Here is a 17,242-nt window from a genome sequence, read left to right on the forward strand (position 1 = left end):
GAGTGATAACTTCGAACGAGAGCGACGCCAGTACCCCGCTCGACGAGGAGGCCGAGGAGGCCGCGCATGAGTCCTTTCACCGGCTCGACCCCCCGCACCTCCACCTGGCACCACATCCGCCTCGACCTCGCCCCCTCCGGCGTCGCCACGGTCACCCTCGCCCGCCCCGAGAAACTCAACGCCCTCACCTTCGGCGCCTACGCCGACCTGCGTGACCTGCTCGCCGAGCTGTCCCGCGAGAAGTCCGTACGGGCGCTGGTGCTGGCCGGCGAGGGCCGCGGATTCTGCTCGGGCGGTGACGTCGACGAGATCATCGGCGCGACCCTGGACATGGACACGGCCCAGTTGCTCGACTTCAACCGGATGACCGGCCAGGTCGTGCGGGCCGTACGGGAGTGCCCGTTCCCCGTGATCGCCGCCGTGCACGGGGTGGCGGCGGGCGCCGGCGCGGTCCTCGCCCTCGCCGCCGACTTCCGCGTCGCCGACCCCTCCGCGCGCTTCGCCTTCCTCTTCACCCGGGTCGGCCTCTCCGGCGGCGACATGGGCGCCGCCTACCTGCTGCCCAGGGTCGTCGGCCTCGGTCACGCTACCCGCCTCCTGATGCTCGGCGAGCCGGTACGGGCGCCCGAGGCCGAGCGCATCGGCCTGATCAGCGAACTGACCGACGAGGGCCACGCCGACAAGGCCGCCCAGACCCTGGCCCACCGCCTGGCCGACGGCCCGGCCCTCGCCTACGCCCAGACGAAGGCCCTCCTCACCGCCGAACTGGACATGCCCCTGGCCGCAGCTGTGGAACTCGACGCCGCCACCCAGGCCCTCCTCATGCACGGTGAGGACTACGCAGAGTTCCACGCGGCGTTCACCCAAAAACGCCCCCCGAAGTGGCGCGACCGATGAAACCAACCTCAGGGACGGCATACCTAGGGGCGCGGGGAACTGCGCGACAAGCCACAACGCACCCGCACCCGCCCACCAAGACCAGCAACCCCCAACGCATCGCGATAGTCGGCGGCGGCCCCGGCGGCCTCTACGCCGCCGCCCTGCTCAAACGCCGCCGACCCGATCGGGAGATCACCCTCTGGGAACGCAACGCCTCTGACGACACCTTCGGCTTCGGAGTAGTCCTCTCCGACGAAACCCTCGGCGGCATAGAACACGCCGACCCTGTCGTCTACGAGGCCCTGCAACAACACTTCACCCGCTGGGACGACATCGACATCGTCCACCGCACCACCCGCCACACCTCCGGAGGACACGGCTTCGCCGCCCTCGGCAGACAACAGCTCCTGGAGATCCTCCACACCCGCTGCCGCGAACTCGGCGTCGAGCTCCGCTTCCGTACACAGGCGCCGCACCCGGCGTGGCTGGCAGAGACGTACGACCTGGTCATCGCCGCCGACGGGGTGCACAGCAGCACCCGGGAGGCCTACGCCCAGGTGTTCCGGCCCCGGCTGACCACCCACCGCTGCCGCTACCTCTGGCTCGCCGTGGACTTCGCCTTCGACGCCTTCCGTTTCGAGATCGCGGAGACGGAGCACGGCGTGATGCAGCTCCACGGATACCCGTACTCCACCGACGCCTCGACCGTGATCGTCGAGATGCGGGAGGAGGTGTGGCGGGCGGCCGGATTCGAGGATCTCGACACCTCGGAATCCGTCGACCGCTGCGCCAAGATCTTCGCGGACGCACTCGGCGGACACCCCCTGCGCGCCGACAAGTCCGCCTGGACCACCTTCCGTACGGTCGTCAACGACCGCTGGTCGCACGGCAACGTCGTGCTCCTCGGGGACGCCGCACACACCGCCCACTTCTCCATCGGCTCCGGCACCAAGCTCGCCGTCGAGGACGCCCTCGCGCTCGCCGCCTGTCTGGAGGAGCGGCCGAGCCCGGCCGAGGCGCTGGCGGCGTACGAGGAGGAGCGGCGGCCCGTCGTCGCCTCCACGCAGCGTGCGGCGCGGGCCAGTCTGGAGTGGTTCGAGAACCTGCCCCTCCATCTCGACCAGCCGCCCCGCCAGTTCGCGTTCAACCTCCTCACCCGCAGCCGCCGGGTCACCCACGACAACCTGCGGCTGCGCGACCCGCACTTCACCGCCGCCGTGGAGCGGGAGTTCGGCTGCCCACCCGGCACGCCCCCGATGTTCACGCCCTTCCGGCTGCGCGGACTGACCCTGCGCAACCGCGTCGTCGTGTCCCCCATGGACATGTACTCGGCCACCGACGGGATCCCCGGCGACTTCCACCTCGTCCACCTGGGTGCGAGGGCGCTGGGCGGCGCCGGTCTGGTGATGACCGAGATGGTGTGCGTCAGCGCCGAGGGCCGCATCACCCCGGGCTGTGCCGGCCTCTACACGGACCAACAGGCCGACGCCTGGCGGCGCATCACCACTTTCGTGCACTCCCAGACTCCCAGCACCGCGCTCGGCATCCAGCTGGGCCACTCAGGCCGCAAGGGATCGACGAAGCTGATGTGGGAGGGCATCGATGAGCCGCTGGACGAGGGTAACTGGCCGCTCGTAGCCGCCTCCCCGATCCCGTACCGGCCGGGCAACCAGACCCCGCACGAACTGACCCGAGCCCAACTCACGACCATTTGCGAACAGTTCACAGCAGCCGCCCGACGAGCCGCCCACGCCGCCTTCGACCTCCTCGAACTCCACTGCGCCCACGGCTACTTGCTCTCCGGGTTCCTCTCCCCGCTCACCAACCACCGCACGGACGCGTACGGTGGCCCGCTCGCCGCCCGGCTGCGCTTCCCCCTCGAAGTCTTCGACGCCGTACGGGAGGTGTGGCCGGACGAGCGCCCCATGACCGTCCGTATCTCGGCGACGGACTGGGCCGACGGCGGTACGACGGCCGAGGATGCCGTCGCGATCGCGCGCGCCTTCGCCGACCACGGCGCCGACGCGATCGACGTGTCGACCGGGCAGGTGGTCGCCGACGAGCGCCCGGAGTACGGCCGTTCGTATCAGACCCCGTTCGCGGACCGCGTCCGCCACGAGACCGGCGTCCCGGTGATCGCGGTCGGCGCGATCTCCTCCTGGGACGACGTCAACTCCCTGATCCTGGCGGGCCGTACAGACCTGTGCGCACTCGCCCGCCCTCATCTCTACGACCCGAACTGGACGCTGCACGCGGCGGCCGAGCAGGAGTACGAGGGTCCGGGCGTCGTCTGGCCGACGCCCTACCGAGCAGGCAGCCGACTCCCGCGCACCGGACGCACGGACGCCCCCAAACCCCGGCTCACCCTGGGGAGTTGACCTCCGCCGCAGCCCCGCGTGCGCCCCCCTGCGTCACCCCGAGTCACAGCCCCGCGAATCCCGCCCCCGCGTCCCGCAGCCGGGCGTGCAGCCCCTGGAAGACGGCCGCCGAGCGCACGCCCGGCCAGTCCGCCGGGAGCAGGTGGGACGGCAGCCCGGGGTCGATGTACGGCAGGTGGCGCCAGGAGTCCAGCGCCGTCAGATAGTCGCGGTACGCCTCCTCGGGCGGAGTGTCCTCGCGCTTCTCCCAGTCGTGCAGCACGCGCGCGTGGCGGTCGAGGAACGCCTCGTGCTCCTTGGCGATCGCGGCCAGGTCCCACCAGCGGGAGACGGCCTCGACCGTCGCCGCGAAGCCCAGGTGCTCACCGCGGAAGAAGTCGACGTACGGGTCCAGGCGCAGCCGCTCCAGGGTGTGCCGGGTCTCCTCGTAGAGGCGGGCCGGGGCGATCCACACGCCCGGGGTCGCCGTGCCGAAGCCGAGTCCGGCCAGCCGGGAACGGAGGACGTGGCGCTTCTGGCGCTCCGACTCGGGGACGGAGAACACGGCGAGCACCCAGCCCTCGTCGTGCGGGGGAGGGGTTGCGGCGTACACCCGCCGGTCGCCGTCGTCGAGCAACTGCCGGGCGTCCGGCGAGAGTTCGTATCCGGCCGCGCCCTGCGCCGTACGGGCCGGCAGGAGCAGGCCGCGCCGCTTCAGACGGGACACGGACGACCGCACGGAGGGCGCGTCGACCCCGACCGCGGCGAGGAGCCGGATCAACTCGGCGACGGGTACCGGGCCGGGCATGAAACGGCCGTACGCGCCGTAGAGCGTGACGATGAGAGACCGCGGGGCATGCTGTTCGGACACGTTGATCATTTTAGGCCGCCGGAATCACTGCTTGTCGCCATTTCTGCTGGTCAACTACCTCCGGTAAGCGATTTTTGGTCAAGATCACTTCATGTGGGGGACTGTGTCGGTTCGGTGCGCAGCCGGAAGCGCTGGAGCTTTCCGGTCGCCGTCCGCGGCAGGGCGTCCAGGAAGACGACCTCGCGCGGACACTTGTACGGCGCCAGCTCGGACTTGAGGAACGTGCGCAGTGCCTCCGCGTCCCGCGACGCGCCCTCCCTGAGTACGGCGTACGCCACGACGACCTGCCCGCGCGCCTCGTCGGACCGCCCGACCACCGCCGCCTCGACGACGTCCGGATGGCGCAGCAGCGCCTCCTCGACCTCCGGGCCGGCGATGTTGTACCCCGCCGAGATGATCATGTCGTCGGCCCGGGCCACGTATCGGAAGTACCCGCCGTCCTCCCGGACATACGTGTCCCCGGTGATGTTCCAGCCGTCCCGCACATAGGTGCCCTGGCGCGGATCGGCGAGATACCGGCAGCCGACCGGACCGCGCACCGCGAGCAGCCCGGGTGTGCCGTCGGGCACCGGCTCACCGTTCTCGTCCTGCACGCGCGCGTGCCACCCCGGCACCGGAACCCCGGTCGTACCGGGCCTGATGTCCTCATCGGCCGCCGAGATGAAGATGTGCAGCAGCTCGGTCGCGCCGATGCCGTTGATCAGGCTCAGCCCGGTGCGCTCGTGCCAGGCCCGCCAGGTGGCCGCGGGCAGGTTCTCGCCCGCCGAGACGCAGCGGCGCAGCGACCCGGTGTCGTGCCCGTCCAGCTCGTCGAGCATCGCGCGGTACGCCGTCGGCGCCGTGAACAGCACCGAGACGCGATGCTCGGCGATGGCCGGCAACAACTGCTTGGGGCCCGCCTGTTCGAGGAGCAGCGCGCTCGCCCCGGCCCGCATCGGGAAGATCACCAGACCGCCGAGCCCGAAGGTGAAACCGAGCGGCGGACTCCCCGCGAACACGTCGTCCGCGTGCGGCTTCAGCACGTGCCGCGAGAAGGTGTCCGCTGTCGCGAGCACGTCCCGGTGGAAGTGCATGCACCCTTTCGGGTGACCGGTGGTGCCGGACGTGAACGCGATCAGCGCCACGTCGTCGGCCGCGGTGTCCACGGCGGGGTACGGCGTTCCGGGCACCGGACGGTTCAGCAGATCGTCGAGACCGTCACCGCCGTACGGCGTGATCCGCAGCCCCGGTATCCCCGCCTTGGCGAGGTCGTCGACGGCCCGGACGTCGCACAGGGCGTGCCGTACCTGGGCGATCTCGCACATCGTGCCCAGTTCGTGCGGGCGCTGCTGGGCCAGCACGGTGACCGCGACCGCGCCCGCCTTCAGCACCGCCAGCCAGCAGGCCGCGAGCCACGGCGTGGTGGGCCCGCGCAACAGCACCCGGTTGCCGGGCACCACCCCGAGATCCCGGGTCAGGACATGCGCGACCCGGTCGACCCGGGTGCGCAGCTCGCCGTACGTCCACACGTCACCCGCGGCGGTACGGAACACCGGGCGCTCGGGAGCGGGGCCGGTGCCGGCGCTGCCCAGCAGTTCGGCCGCGCAGTTCAGCCGGTCGGGGTAGTGGAGCTCGGGCAGGTCGAAGCGGAGGTGGGGCCACTGGTCCGGGGGCGGGAGATGGTCGCGCGCGAAGGTGTCGACGTGGGCCGAGGGTGCCCGCCAAGCGGGGTCGGCGCGGTCCTCGGGAGCCCTGGGATGCATGGGGTGCATGGGATCCATGGCGGTTCGCCCCCTTGCCGTGGTGGGCGTACTGGTGCGCTCGCACAAGGAGCGTATCGTGTTGGTGACGGCAGTCAACAGAGCGCGATACCGTCGGGGAGAGGCCGCGACCGGCGCCCTCGGAGGGAGGACCGGCGATGCCCGCATTCTCGCTCGAACCGGCACAGGCCGCCTGGAGTGCCGAGCTGCGCACGCTGGCCGCCGACCGGCTGCGCCCGCTCGCCGAGAAGGGCGAACCGGGCCGCGTCAACCGTCCCCTCCTCGCCGAACTGGGCCAACTCGGCCTGCTCTCCCGCCTGTTCACGTCCGGCGCGCTCGACCTGTGCCTGATGCGGGAGTCCCTCGCCCACGCCTGCACCGAAGCGGAGACCGCCCTCGCCCTCCAGGGCCTCGGCGCCTACCCGGTCCACGCCCACGGCACCCCGGCCCAGCGCGAACGCTGGCTGCCCCGGGTGAGCGAGGGCAGCGCGGTGGCCGCGTTCGCACTGAGCGAGCCGGGCGCGGGCTCGGACGCGGCGGCCCTGTCGCTCACGGCCGCCCCCGACGGCCCCTCCGGCTGGCGCCTCACCGGCGAGAAGTGCTGGATTTCCAACGCCCCCGAGGCCGACGTCTACACCGTCTTCACCCGTACGACAGCGGGGGCCGGGGCCCGTGGAGTGACGGCCTTCCTCGTCCCCGCCGACCGGCCCGGCCTCACCGGAACCGCCCTCGACATGCTCTCCCCGCACCCCATCGGCGCCCTCGCCTTCGACGCCGTGCCGGTGACCTCGCACGACGTCATCGGCGAACCCGACCGTGGATTCCGGGTCGCCATGGGCACGTTGAACCTCTTCCGGCCGAGCGTCGGCGCCTTCGCGGTCGGCATGGCACAGGCGGCCCTGGACGCGACCCTTGCCCATACGGCCCAACGGGACGCGTTCGGCGGCAAGTTGAAGGACCTCCAGGCCGTCGCCCACCAGGTCGCCGAGATGGCCCTGCGCACGGAGGCGGCCCGGCTGATGGTCTACGCGGCAGCGGCGGCGTACGACGAAGGGGCGAAAGAGGGGTTCCCGAGCGACCCGGGGCGCGCCGCGATGGCGAAGCTGCTGGCCACCGAGACCGCGCAGTACGTCGTCGACGCGGCCGTCCAGCTGCACGGCGCGCGGGCGCTGCGGCGCGGCCATCTCCTCGAACACCTCTACCGGGAGGTGCGGGCGCCGCGTATCTACGAGGGGGCGAGCGAGGTCCAACGGACCGTCATCGCAAAGGAGTTGTACAAGGCGTACGAGGCCTACCAGGAGAATGGCGGAGAGGTGGAGGCTGGATGAGTGTCGAGCGCGTCAACCCGGCCGGACTCTCGCTGCCGAGCGGTTTCTCGCACGCCGTCGTCGCCACCGGTTCCCGGGTGGTGTTCCTCGCGGGGCAGACCGCGCTCCGCGCCGACGGGACGATCGTGGGGGACACGCTGCCCGAGCAGTTCGAGCGGGCCCTCGGGAATCTGCTCGCCGCGCTGCACGCGGCCGGCGGTGCGCCCGCCGACCTGGCCCGGGTGACGGTGTACGCCACGGACATCGCCGACTATCGCGCCCAGGCCCCTCAACTCGGCCGTATCTGGCGGAGGTTGGCGGGGCGCGACTTCCCGGCGATGGCGGTCGTCGGGATCGTACGGCTCTGGGACGAAGAGGCCCTGGTGGAACTGGACGGCTTCGCGGTACTGCCGTAGGGAGTCAGAGGCCGTTCAGGCGGCGGTCGCCAGGCGGTGCGGGGAGACCACGCTGCCGTCGGGCAGCAGCTCACCGGTGTCGTCGAAGACGATCGAGCCGTTGCACAGGAGGTTCCAGCCCTGCTCGGGGTGGAAGGCGACGATGTGCGCGGCGTCGCGGTCGGGGCGGTCGGCCGAGGGGCACGAGGGCTGGTGGGAACACATGGTGTGCCTCCGGATCGGATGATCGGGTGCTCGGGCTTGCTGGTTCCTTGCCACTTCTGACGATGCCCGTGCCGGGGGTCCGGCGCCAAGTCGTGTCGAGGAAGCGTGACACCACACGGACGTGCTGTGACACCACCCTGACATTCCGCCGATTCCGAGAAGATCCGAAAAGCGGGGCAGTCGGCGCCCGCGACTCGCCGACGAAGGGGTGATGATCACGCGCGTGGGCGCACGGGGCCAGTACCTGTGGAGTCCCCCCAAGGAGGTTTCCCCATGTCACTGTCCTTCACGTCTCCCTTCTCGCCCTTCTCCTCCCTCCCGTCCTTCTCCCGCGCCGCGGCCGTCGCCGCCGGTGCCGTGCTGCTGACCGTGTCGCAGGCCGCGACGGCGGCCCACGCCGCGGACGAGGGCTTCGACCAGGTGACGGTCGAATCCGGCACCATCACGCACGACGGCGCGCTCACGCTCTCCGGCAGCTACCGCTGCCTCAGCACCGGCAGCGATTCCGTCCGCGTCGCCGCCTCGATCGAGCGCGGCGAGAACGTCTGGTACGGCATGGACAGCATCCCCGCGAGCTGTGACGGCTCCTGGCACCAGTGGACGAGCACCAAGGGCACCGAGCCGGGCACCTACCGGCCCGGCCCGGTGCGGGTGAAGACCAGCCTGGTGGAGTTCCGCCGCTCGGGCTTCATCCCGCTGCCGACCGTCCACGCGGAGCAGGTCCAGGAGGTCGTCCTCACGGAGGCCTGACCCGCCCGCCCGATCCGACGGGGGCCGCCCGGTGCTACGCGCCGGTCAGCCCTCGCATCCATGCCTCGACCTCGTCGGACGTACGGGGCAGCCCGGCCGACAGGTTCTCGTGACCGTCCGCCGTGACCAGGATGTCGTCCTCGATACGGACCCCGATGCCCCGGTACTCCGCGGGGACGGTCAGATCGTCCGGCTGGAAGTACAGGCCGGGTTCGACCGTGAGGATCATGCCGGGTTCGAGGGTGCCGTCGACGTACAGATCGGTGCGCGACCTGGCGCAGTCGTGCACGTCCAGGCCGAGCATGTGACCGGTGCCGGCCATGGTGAAGCGGCGCTGGAGGGCCAACTCGTACACGTCGTCCGGGTCGCCCTCCAGGAGGCCCCACTCGACGAGCTTCACGGCCAGGTAGCGCTGGGCGGCGACATGGAAGTCCCGGTACGCGGCACCGGGCTTGACCGTCCGGATGCCGGCTTCCTGAGCCTCGTACACCGCGTCGTAGATCTTGCGCTGGAGAGGGGTGAAGGTGCCGCTGATGGGGAGGGTGCGGGTGACGTCGGCGGTGTAGAGGGAGTTGGTCTCCACGCCGGCGTCGAGCAACAGCAGTTCACCCGGGCGGACTTCACCGTCGTTGCGCTGCCAGTGCATGATCGTGGCGTGCTCGCCGGCGGCGCAGATCGAGCCGTAGCCGATGTCGTTGCCCTCAAGTCGGGCGCGGCGGAAGAAGGTTCCCTCGATCCAGCGCTCCGAGGTGGCGATCGCGGTCGCCAACTCCCGTACGACATCGGTGAATCCGCGCACGGTCGAGTCGACCGCCTTGCGCATCTCGCCGATCTCCCAGTCGTCCTTGACCAGGCGCAGCTCGGACAGGACGGTCTTCAGCTCGGCGTCGCGGTCCTCGTCCGTCGCCACGGCGGCTTCCAGGCCGGCGTCGTAGCCGCGCACGATCCGGGTGGGCGCGGCGGGGGCCGCGCGCAGCTCCTCGGCAGCCTCGCGGACGTCACGGCAGGGCAGGCCGAGGAGCTGTTCGGCCTCGGCGAGGGAGTGGCGCCGGCCCACCCACAGCTCGCCCTTGGCCGCGCCCTGCCAGAACTCGCCGCTCTCCCGGTCGGAGCGGGGGAGGAGGTACGCGACGGCGTCGTGGCCGCCGTCCGGGTGATCGGGCCGGGGTTCGAGGACGAGGAGCGCGTCCACCGTCTGGTCGCCGGTGAGGTGGACGTACTCGGTGGACGGGCGGAACGGGTAGTGGGTGTCGTTGGCGCGGACCTTGAGGTTGCCGGCCGGGACGATCAGGCGCTCGCCGGGGAAGCGGGCGGAGAGGGCGGCGCGGCGCCGGGCGGCGTAGGGCGCCTGCTCGACGGGACGCAGGTCCTGGAGCTCGGTGTCGGCCCACCCCGTCGCCATCAGCTCGGCCAACTGGGGGGACACGGACGGGTAGAGGCGGTTCTTACGGTCCTTGGTCTCGGCGGTCTCGGCGGTCTCGGTGGTCGCGGTGGAATCCCTGGACACCTTGGGCACCTTCTTCGTCTTGAGTTCTTGGGTCTTGAGTGCTTGGTTGTCTTCAGGTCGGCTGGGAGTGGCCGCTGTCACGCGGCGGGCTCCACGCGGACGGCGTCCGGGACGAGTCGGGTCTCGTAGCCGCTCGAGCAGTCGGCGGCCGTGATGGCGACCTCGGATCCGCACGAGCAGACACGATTGACTCCGTAGAACGGATTCAGGCCGCAGCAACCGCTGATGCGCGAGCTGTCGGGGTGAAGGCCGAGGTCGACGACGTCGAGCGGGTGCAGGACGTACGTGCCGCGCGGCCCCGCTGAGACGAGTGAGCCCCGCTCGTCGAACATCCACATCCCGCCGGGCACGATTCCGTCGTACGCGTCCTCGTCCTCACACGGCTCGAACGGTGCCCCGAACGGCAGCGGATCGATCACGTAGGTGCCGCGCGGCACGCTCGCCGGGCCGTGTCGTCTTCCCTCCGCGTCGGGCATGCCGTCCCAGCCGGGGTACTCGGGCATTTCGTCGATCTGCCGGACGGGCTCGGTCAGACGGAGCCCGCACACGGCGCAACACAGTACGTTCACTCGTCTGTTCTACCTGACCTCCGCGGCGCTCGGGCCTTCGGTTCAAGCGGGCCATGTATGGCCGAGCCTCGTTCGAACTCCTCCGGACCCGCATCCTCGAAAACGGCCCATGAGACAGTCGGGCACGGCTCACCGGTCGTCACAGAGGAGAAGGATCCGTGAGAGCGTTGCCCGCCGTCACCGGCCGTGATGAGTTCGATGCCCTGGTCGTCAGAACCGACTACCTCGACGACCAGGCGTGGCAGGACGTGGCGGCGGCGCTGAGGGAGCCCTGGGGAGACAGGCAGGACGAGGCACGCGTCCACGTCATCGACGATCCGGCCTGGGCAGGGGCGACGGTTGACGAGGTGCTGACCGCGGTCTGTGGCGACGACAACCTGGCCGTTGTCTTTCTCGCCGACCGCACGACCACGCGGGCCGCGAGCCACCCGCTGCTGGCGGTCACCACGCTGACGCGGGAGGAGTGCGAGGACGAAGCGGACTACGAACAGCTGACCGAGTTCGGTCGCGATTTCCGCACCGTCCCCGCAGGGGTCCACGATGTCCACGCGAACCTGAGCATCGGCAACCTGGGCTTCGAGGAGTACGCGGCATGGGCTCACGATGATCCCGAGGGGATCTACCGGTCCTTCTGAACGGCTCACGAAACTGCGGACGGAGCCCTGAAAACGGCCGGCGATGCTCCTCACTGCCCAGGCCGTTACTTTCCTCCACTGGGGCCGCTGCGCCCGCCGGTCATGCATCGGAAGGGAACGCTTCAGGGCAGCGCCAAGCTGTTGTCGGGGGTCAGGCCGCTGAGCTTTTCGGGGTTGACCTGGAAGCGCAGGTTCTGGATGCGGCCGTCGGCGAGGTCGAACGAGAGAGCTCCGACTGTGTGTCCGCCGAGGGTGGCCAGGACGCCGAGCTCGCCGTTGATGATGGCCGGCTCCATGGTCAGGGTGGCCAGTTCGGGCTTGGCCAGGAAGCCCACGAGCCAGCGCGCGACGTGGTCGGTGCCGTGGAGGGGGCGGCGGGCGGCCGTGATCTTGCCGCCGCCGTCGGACCAGGCGGTGACCTCGGGGGCGAGCAGCTCCATGACGGCGTTCAGGTCGCCGCCCGCGCAGGCTTCGATGAACTGGGCGGTGACCTGCCGGCGCTGGGTCTGGTCGGCGTCGAAGCGGGGGCGGCGGGCCTGGACGTGCTCGCGTGCGCGGTGGGCGATCTGGCGGACTGTCGGCTCGGGACGTTCGAGGGTCTCGGCGATCTCTGCGTGCGCGTAGCCGAAGACCTCGCGGAGCAGGAAGACGGCGCGTTCGACGGGGCTGAGGGTTTCCAGGACGACCAGCATCGCGGTGGAGACGCTGTCGGCCAGTTCGGTCTCCGCGGCGATGTCGGGGGAGGTCAGCAGGGGCTCGGGAAGCCACGGCCCGACGTAGGTCTCGCGGGTCGCCCGTGCGGAGGTGAGGCGGTTCAACGAGAGGTTGGTGACCGTGCGCACCAGGTAGGCCTTGGGATGGCGGATCGCGTCGTGGTCCGCGGTGCTCCAGCTCAGCCAGGTGTCCTGAAGGACGTCCTCGGCGTCAGTGACGCTGCCCAGCATGCGGTAGGCGGTCGCGAACATGAGCCTGCGGTGTTCGATGTACGGGTCCTGCTCGTCCCTGGCGTCGACCATCGGCTCATGCTGCCAGCGCCGTAACCGGGGCGGCAAGGCCCGAGATCATGGCGTCGGCAGCATGAGCCGAGCCGATGCGCGCCCGTCATGCCGCGGGCCTGCGGGTGGCGCGGCCGCCCTTGGAGACGATGGTGGTGACGTTCATGCGCTTGCTGAATCGGTAGGTCGTGAGTGGGCTGCCGCTGACCATCTCCTTGTACGCGGCGGCGGTGCGGCCGGTGAGGTGCATGCGGCGGGGGGTTTCGTCGGCCTTGGTGAACTGGATGACGGCGTCACGGCGGCCGAGGCTGACCGGCTGGTGGAAGTAGCCGAAGCGGAACGGCTTGACGGCCTTGCCGCGCACGAGCCGCGCGATGGTGTCGGCGGTGTACTGGGCGGTGGGCAGGCCGCTCTGGCAGGTGCCGTGGATCTGTCCCCAGGCCAGCCGGACGGCGGCGGCGTCGCCGATGGCGTGGACCTCCGGGTGGGAAACCGAACGCAGGGTGGCGTCGACCAGGATGAGGCCGCGGTCGTCGGTGGCGATCCCGGCGTCCGAGGCGAGCGGTGACACCTTGACGCCGGTGGTCCACAGGCATGCGTCGGAGCGGACGAGCCGTCCGTCCGCCAGTTCGACGGCGTCGGGCAGCACCTTGGTGACGCGGGCGCCGGTCTCAAGAGTGACGCCGAGGCGGTGCAGCGCGCCGTAGAGGTAGGCGCGGGCCTTGGCACCCATCATGCCGCCGGGCTCGTCCAGGCTGATCAGCGTGACGTCCAGGCCGGGGTGGCTCTCGGTGATCTCGGTGGCCGCCTCGATGCCGGTCAGACCGCCGCCACAGACGGTGACCGTGCCGCCGGACGCGGCGACCTCGGTGAGGCGCGCGGCAAACCGACCGGCGGTCTCCGGGTTGTCGAGGGTGTACGCCTGGGTGCCGGCGCCGGGGACCTTGCCGGTGTCGGTCGAACTGCCCAGCGCGTAGACGAGCGTGTCGTACCCGAGGGCCTCGGCGCCCTCGACGGTGATCTGCCGGGCCTCGGGGTCGATGGCGGTGGCGGTGCCCTGGACGAACGTCACGCCGGTCCCGGCGAGCAGGCCGGGGATCTGATGGTGGGCCAGCTCCTGCCCGGCGGCGATCTGGTGCATCCGCAGCCGCTCGACGAACCGGCTTGAGGGGTTGACCAGGGTGATCTTCACGCCGGTCCGGCGCGTGCGGTGGGCCAGCCGGATGGCGCTGAACAGGCCCGTGTAGCCGGCGCCGAGGACGACGATGTGGTGGCCGTTGTTCATCGGATCTCCCAAGGTCGGGCACCGGCTTCGGTACCGGTGACGCCCATGGGACAAGCAACCCGCACGGGACGTGACAGGTCGCCGATGTGAACCACGTCACACCACCGCGTGCACCGTTGGTGTGCTGCCAAGAACCCGACGGCTGCCTCGCCGTACCGAGCCCGGCCGAAGCGGAGGAGGGCGCCGCGCCGTCCGCAGTTGGCGGTGCCGTGGTCATCGGCACCGATATCGGGCCATTCCTGTGCCCACGGCGCCCTCGTCTGCGCGTGGGCGGAGCATGCGGGCCTCGGTTGCCGGCAGACGTTCGTCATGGTGTGAACGCGTACCGCGGGCCAAGGCCGCCGCCCTGGATGGTGCCGGGCCGGTTCGTGCGAGGCGGGCCATGGCGCGGTGGAGGGCGACGGGCCTTGGGGCTTCGGGCAACTCGGGGACCGGTGCGCCGGGGGCGGCGCAGGGGCGGAGCATGTGGCCGACGAGGCGGCGCCAGGTGTCGGGGGCGTCATCACCGACGGCGGCGATGACGCAGGCGTTGGCGATGAGCAGGATGACGACGTCCTGGCGGGTGAAGCCGTCGCGCAGGTGCCCGGTGTTCTTGGGGCGGCGGGTCGAGCCCAGGCACCCTTGGCGGGAATAGCGGCATGTGACATTGTACTGAGGTGAGCAAGCGACTGACCTGCGATGTTGTGGTCGTCGGTGCCGGGATGGTGGGCGCCGCCTGTGCCCTGCACCTCGCCCGTGCGGGCCTGCGGACCCGGCTCCTCGACCGGGGGCCGGTGGGCGGCGGCACCACCGGCGCCGGGGAGGGCAATCTGCTCGTCTCCGACAAGGAACCGGGCCCCGAGCTGGACCTCGCGCTGCTCTCCGCCCGGCTCTGGCACGACCTCGCCGCCGAACCCGGCCTGGGCGGCGCCGTCGAGTTCGAGGCGAAGGGCGGGATCGTCGTCGCCTCCGATGCCGCAGGCATGGCCGCACTGCAGGTCTTCGCCGCCGGACAGCGTGCGGCGGGCGTCGTGGCCGAGCCCGTCACCGCCGATCAACTCCCCGACCTGGAACCGCACCTGGCCCCCGACCTCGCGGGCGGCGTCCGGTACCCGCAGGACTGCCAGGTGATGCCCTCCCTCGCCGCCGCCCAGGTCGTCCGGGCCGCCCGGCGGGCCGGGGCCGAGCTGCACACCGGCACGGCCGTCACCGGCATCCTGCGCGCGCCGGACGGTTCGGTGCGCGGCGTCCGGACGGTGGGGCACGGCGACATCCACGCCCCGGCCGTCGTCAACGCGGCCGGCACCTGGGGCGGCGAGGTCGCCGCGCTGGCCGGGGCGCACCTGCCCGTGCTGCCCCGGCGTGGGTTCGTCCTGGTCACCGAACCGCTCCCGCCCGGCACCGTCCGGCACAAGGTGTACGCCGCCGACTACGTCGCCGATGTCGCCAGCGGCGACGCCGGGCTCCAGTCCTCGGCGGTCGTCGAGAGCACGGCCGCCGGTCCGGTACTGATCGGGGCCAGCCGCGAACGGGTCGGCTTCGACCGGACGTTCTCCCTCCCCGTCGTACGCCGACTGGCCGCCCAGGCCACCGCCCTCTTCCCGGTGCTCGGCACGGTCCACGCGATGCGCGCCTACCTGGGGTTCCGCCCCTATCTGCCGGACCATCTGCCGGCCATCGGGGCCGACCCCCGGGCGCCGGGGCTCTACCACGCGTGCGGTCACGAGGGGGCGGGGATCGGGCTCGCGGTCGGTACGGGGCACCTGATCACACAGTCGCTGACCGGCACGAATCCGGACCTCGATCTGACGCCGTTCCGCCCGGACCGCTTCAAGGAGAAGGAGGAGGAGAGGGAGTGACCAAGAGGACCCCCTTGCAGCTGGCTCAGGCACAACCCGGACCGGGCCACGTCGTCACCGTCGACGGACGTGAGACCGCCGCGCTGCCCGGTCAGACCGTCGCCGCCGTGCTCTGGTCGGCGGGCATCACCTCCTGGCGCAGCACCCGGGGCAGCGGTGCGCCGCGTGGCGTCTTCTGCGGCATCGGGGTCTGCTACGACTGCCTCGTCACCGTCAACGACCGCCCCAACCAACGGGCTTGCCTGGTACCGGCACAACCGGGCGATGCGATCAGCACACAGGAGGGCACGGGCCATGACGAACTCGGGGGGTAAGCGGGGCTGGGTGAGTCGGGCGCGGGGCTGGATCGATCTGCGGCTCCGCCGCGGGGCGGCCCCCACCGGCCCGCAGCAAAGCACCCGCACAACCCGCGGAGCGCTCGCGGTCGTCGGCGCCGGACCCGCCGGCCTCGCCGCCGCGCTGACCGCGGCCGACCGGGGCGTACGGGTCGTGCTGGTCGACTCGGGCGCACAGGCGGGCGGGCAGTTCTACCGACAGCCCGCGGCAGCGCTCAAGGCGCGTCGGCCGCAGGCCCTGCATCACGCGTGGCACACCTGGGAGAAGCTGCGGGACCGGCTGGCGGAGCATGTCGAGGCGGGGCGGGTCGTCCACCTGGCGGACCGTCATGCGTGGTTCGTGGAGCGGGAGTTCGACGGCAACGGAGTCGACGGTGGCTTCCGGATCCATGCCCTCCTCGGCCCCGCCCAGACCGAGTCGGAGACCGTCACCGCCGACGCCGTCCTGCTCGCCACCGGCGGCTACGAGAAGGTGCTGCCCTTCCCCGGCTGGACCCTTCCCGGGGTGGTCACGGCGGGCGGCGCCCAGGCGATGCTCAAGGGCGGACTCGTCCTGCCGGGGCGCAGAGCGGTCGTCGCCGGGACCGGGCCGCTGCTGATGCCGGTCGCGGCCGGGCTCGCCGCCGCGGGCGCCGAAGTCGCCGCGTACGTCGAGTCCACGCACCCCGCCGACTTCGTACGGCACACCGCGACGCTCGCCGCCAACCCGGCGAAGGTCGCCGAGGCCGCCCAGTACGCTGCCCAACTCCTGCGCCACAAAGTGCCGGTGACGGTACGTCACACCGTCGTCGCGGCGCACGGCACCGACCGCGTCGAGGCCGTCACCGTCGCCGCCCTGGACAGGGACGGCCGGGTGCGGCCGGGCACCGGGCGGCGGATCGCCTGCGACACCCTGGCCGTCGGACACGGCATGCTCGCGCACACCGATCTCGCCGAGACCCTGGGCTGCGCGATCGACGCCACCGGTGACCCGTTCGTCGTCACCGACGCCGAGCAGCGCACCGATGTCGACGGTGTCTGGGCGGCGGGCGAGGCCACCGGCATCGGGGGAGCGGTGCTGGCTCTCGCCGAGGGGGAGATCGCCGGCCACTCGATCGCCGCCCGGATCACGGGAGTTGAGCCGCACCCCGCCGACTGGGCGACGGCCGCCCGGACCCGTACCCGGCTGCGGAGCTTCTTCGCCGCCGTCAGCGCCGCCTACGCCCCGCCCGCGCACTGGGCGGAACAGGTCACCGACGACACGGTGGTCTGCCGCTGCGAGGAGGTGACGGCGGCGGAAGTCCGGGAGGCCGTCGAGGAGTTGGGTGCGACTGATGTGCGGACCGTCAAGCTTCTCACTCGCGCGGGCATGGGGTGGTGCCAGGGGCGGGTCTGCGCGCCTGGTGTCGCCGGACTCGCTGGGTGCCCGATGGGTATGGCCAAGCGGCCGTTCGCTCGGCCGGTACCGCTGGGCGTGCTGGCGAAGGAGCCCGAGTGCTCATGACTGTGTGTTGTCTGCGGGTTCCGTTGTGGCTGGTCGCGCAGTTCCGCGCGCCCCTTTGGGGCGCGTCTCCTT

Annotated in this window: 16 protein-coding genes; 9 read left to right on the top strand and 7 right to left on the bottom strand. The window is 71.6% G+C overall.

Annotated elements, in window-relative coordinates; translation table 11 throughout:
• Positions 1–66: 66 nt before the first annotated feature.
• Positions 67–897: an enoyl-CoA hydratase family protein gene (locus tag ACH4TV_RS36635; RefSeq protein WP_398405599.1), complete on the top strand. Its 831-nt coding sequence runs from the start codon at positions 67–69 to the stop codon at positions 895–897.
• A complete protein-coding gene (locus tag ACH4TV_RS36640; protein ID WP_398405600.1) occupies positions 894–3,257 on the top strand; it encodes a bifunctional salicylyl-CoA 5-hydroxylase/oxidoreductase in 2,364 nt (787 codons plus the stop codon). Before ACH4TV_RS36635 ends, ACH4TV_RS36640 begins: the two co-directional genes overlap by 4 nt.
• Positions 3,258–3,300: 43 nt before the next feature.
• Here the strand turns inward: ACH4TV_RS36640 and ACH4TV_RS36645 are convergent, their stop codons facing one another.
• Both ACH4TV_RS36645 and ACH4TV_RS36650 read right to left on the bottom strand, forming a co-directional pair.
• Positions 3,301–4,116, bottom strand: coding sequence for a PaaX family transcriptional regulator C-terminal domain-containing protein (locus ACH4TV_RS36645; protein ID WP_398405601.1), 816 nt, complete (start codon positions 4,114–4,116; stop codon positions 3,301–3,303).
• Between the two features lie 80 nt (positions 4,117–4,196).
• Entirely contained in the window at positions 4,197–5,858 is a 1,662-nt protein-coding gene (locus tag ACH4TV_RS36650) for an AMP-binding protein (protein ID WP_398405636.1), read from the bottom strand.
• Between the two features lie 146 nt (positions 5,859–6,004).
• Here ACH4TV_RS36650 and ACH4TV_RS36655 point away from each other — a divergent pair, with 146 nt between their 5' ends.
• Positions 6,005–7,174 carry an acyl-CoA dehydrogenase family protein gene (locus ACH4TV_RS36655; RefSeq protein WP_398405602.1) on the top strand — a complete coding sequence of 390 codons (1,170 nt, stop codon included), beginning with the start codon at positions 6,005–6,007 and terminating at the stop codon, positions 7,172–7,174.
• Positions 7,171–7,569, top strand: coding sequence for a RidA family protein (locus ACH4TV_RS36660; protein ID WP_398405603.1), 399 nt, complete (start codon positions 7,171–7,173; stop codon positions 7,567–7,569). The genes ACH4TV_RS36655 and ACH4TV_RS36660 overlap by 4 nt, the downstream gene beginning before the upstream one ends.
• 15 nt (positions 7,570–7,584) lie before the next feature.
• Here the strand turns inward: ACH4TV_RS36660 and ACH4TV_RS36665 are convergent, their stop codons facing one another.
• Positions 7,585–7,773, bottom strand: a complete 189-nt coding sequence (locus tag ACH4TV_RS36665; protein ID WP_398405604.1) for a DUF5999 family protein — start codon at positions 7,771–7,773, stop codon at positions 7,585–7,587.
• A gap of 273 nt (positions 7,774–8,046) precedes the next feature.
• Between ACH4TV_RS36665 and ACH4TV_RS36670 the strand changes: the two genes are divergently transcribed.
• Positions 8,047–8,523: a DUF6299 family protein gene (locus tag ACH4TV_RS36670; RefSeq protein WP_398405605.1), complete on the top strand. Its 477-nt coding sequence runs from the start codon at positions 8,047–8,049 to the stop codon at positions 8,521–8,523.
• A 34-nt stretch (positions 8,524–8,557) separates the two neighbouring features.
• Here ACH4TV_RS36670 and ACH4TV_RS36675 read toward each other — a convergent pair whose 3' ends face one another.
• Both ACH4TV_RS36675 and ACH4TV_RS36680 read right to left on the bottom strand, forming a co-directional pair.
• On the bottom strand, positions 8,558–9,925 hold the full coding sequence (locus tag ACH4TV_RS36675) for an aminopeptidase P family protein (RefSeq protein WP_398405637.1): 1,368 nt from the start codon (positions 9,923–9,925) through the stop codon (positions 8,558–8,560).
• 182 nt (positions 9,926–10,107) lie between these two features.
• Entirely contained in the window at positions 10,108–10,578 is a 471-nt protein-coding gene (locus tag ACH4TV_RS36680; protein ID WP_398405606.1) for a hypothetical protein, read from the bottom strand.
• A gap of 179 nt (positions 10,579–10,757) precedes the next feature.
• On the opposite strand from ACH4TV_RS36680, the gene ACH4TV_RS36685 reads away from it, so the two are divergent.
• Positions 10,758–11,234: a DUF6924 domain-containing protein gene (locus ACH4TV_RS36685; protein WP_398405607.1), complete on the top strand. Its 477-nt coding sequence runs from the start codon at positions 10,758–10,760 to the stop codon at positions 11,232–11,234.
• A 122-nt stretch (positions 11,235–11,356) separates the two neighbouring features.
• On the opposite strand, the gene ACH4TV_RS36690 is transcribed toward ACH4TV_RS36685, so the two are convergent.
• Both ACH4TV_RS36690 and ACH4TV_RS36695 read right to left on the bottom strand, forming a co-directional pair.
• Positions 11,357–12,250 carry an RNA polymerase sigma-70 factor gene (locus ACH4TV_RS36690; protein WP_398405608.1) on the bottom strand — a complete coding sequence of 298 codons (894 nt, stop codon included), beginning with the start codon at positions 12,248–12,250 and terminating at the stop codon, positions 11,357–11,359.
• Positions 12,251–12,335: 85 nt separating this feature from the next.
• Positions 12,336–13,514 (bottom strand): NAD(P)/FAD-dependent oxidoreductase, encoded by a 1,179-nt coding sequence (locus tag ACH4TV_RS36695; protein WP_398405609.1) that lies wholly within the window; start codon positions 13,512–13,514, stop codon positions 12,336–12,338.
• 656 nt (positions 13,515–14,170) lie between these two features.
• Between ACH4TV_RS36695 and ACH4TV_RS36700 the strand changes: the two genes are divergently transcribed.
• The 3 genes from ACH4TV_RS36700 to ACH4TV_RS36710 are packed head-to-tail and all read left to right on the top strand — an operon-like array spanning position 14,171 to position 17,170.
• Positions 14,171–15,352, top strand: coding sequence for an NAD(P)/FAD-dependent oxidoreductase (locus ACH4TV_RS36700; RefSeq protein ID WP_398405610.1), 1,182 nt, complete (start codon positions 14,171–14,173; stop codon positions 15,350–15,352).
• Complete coding sequence (locus ACH4TV_RS36705) at positions 15,349–15,666, top strand: (2Fe-2S)-binding protein (protein WP_398405611.1); 318 nt, start codon at positions 15,349–15,351, stop codon at positions 15,664–15,666. Before ACH4TV_RS36700 ends, ACH4TV_RS36705 begins: the two co-directional genes overlap by 4 nt.
• Positions 15,647–17,170 (top strand): FAD-dependent oxidoreductase, encoded by a 1,524-nt coding sequence (locus ACH4TV_RS36710; RefSeq protein WP_398405612.1) that lies wholly within the window; start codon positions 15,647–15,649, stop codon positions 17,168–17,170. The genes ACH4TV_RS36705 and ACH4TV_RS36710 overlap by 20 nt, the downstream gene beginning before the upstream one ends.
• Positions 17,171–17,242: the final 72 nt, after the last annotated feature.

This window comes from Streptomyces sp. NPDC020898, assembly GCF_044333925.1.
Classification (GTDB): Bacteria; Actinomycetota; Actinomycetes; order Streptomycetales; family Streptomycetaceae; genus Streptomyces.

Bases quoted from the DNA above. Each gene is read 5' to 3' on its own strand.
- ACH4TV_RS36635 (WP_398405599.1), top strand. From the start codon at position 67: ATGAGTCCTTTCACCGGCTCGACCCCCCGCACCTCCACCTGGCACCAC.
- ACH4TV_RS36640 (WP_398405600.1), top strand. From the start codon at position 894: ATGAAACCAACCTCAGGGACGGCATACCTAGGGGCGCGGGGAACTGCG.
- ACH4TV_RS36645 (WP_398405601.1), bottom strand. From the start codon at position 4,116: ATGATCAACGTGTCCGAACAGCATGCCCCGCGGTCTCTCATCGTCACG.
- ACH4TV_RS36650 (WP_398405636.1), bottom strand. From the start codon at position 5,858: ATGCACCCCATGCATCCCAGGGCTCCCGAGGACCGCGCCGACCCCGCT.
- ACH4TV_RS36655 (WP_398405602.1), top strand. From the start codon at position 6,005: ATGCCCGCATTCTCGCTCGAACCGGCACAGGCCGCCTGGAGTGCCGAG.
- ACH4TV_RS36660 (WP_398405603.1), top strand. From the start codon at position 7,171: ATGAGTGTCGAGCGCGTCAACCCGGCCGGACTCTCGCTGCCGAGCGGT.
- ACH4TV_RS36665 (WP_398405604.1), bottom strand. From the start codon at position 7,773: ATGTGTTCCCACCAGCCCTCGTGCCCCTCGGCCGACCGCCCCGACCGC.
- ACH4TV_RS36670 (WP_398405605.1), top strand. From the start codon at position 8,047: ATGTCACTGTCCTTCACGTCTCCCTTCTCGCCCTTCTCCTCCCTCCCG.
- ACH4TV_RS36675 (WP_398405637.1), bottom strand. From the start codon at position 9,925: ATGGCGACGGGGTGGGCCGACACCGAGCTCCAGGACCTGCGTCCCGTC.
- ACH4TV_RS36690 (WP_398405608.1), bottom strand. From the start codon at position 12,250: ATGGTCGACGCCAGGGACGAGCAGGACCCGTACATCGAACACCGCAGG.
- ACH4TV_RS36695 (WP_398405609.1), bottom strand. From the start codon at position 13,514: ATGAACAACGGCCACCACATCGTCGTCCTCGGCGCCGGCTACACGGGC.
- ACH4TV_RS36710 (WP_398405612.1), top strand. From the start codon at position 15,647: ATGACGAACTCGGGGGGTAAGCGGGGCTGGGTGAGTCGGGCGCGGGGC.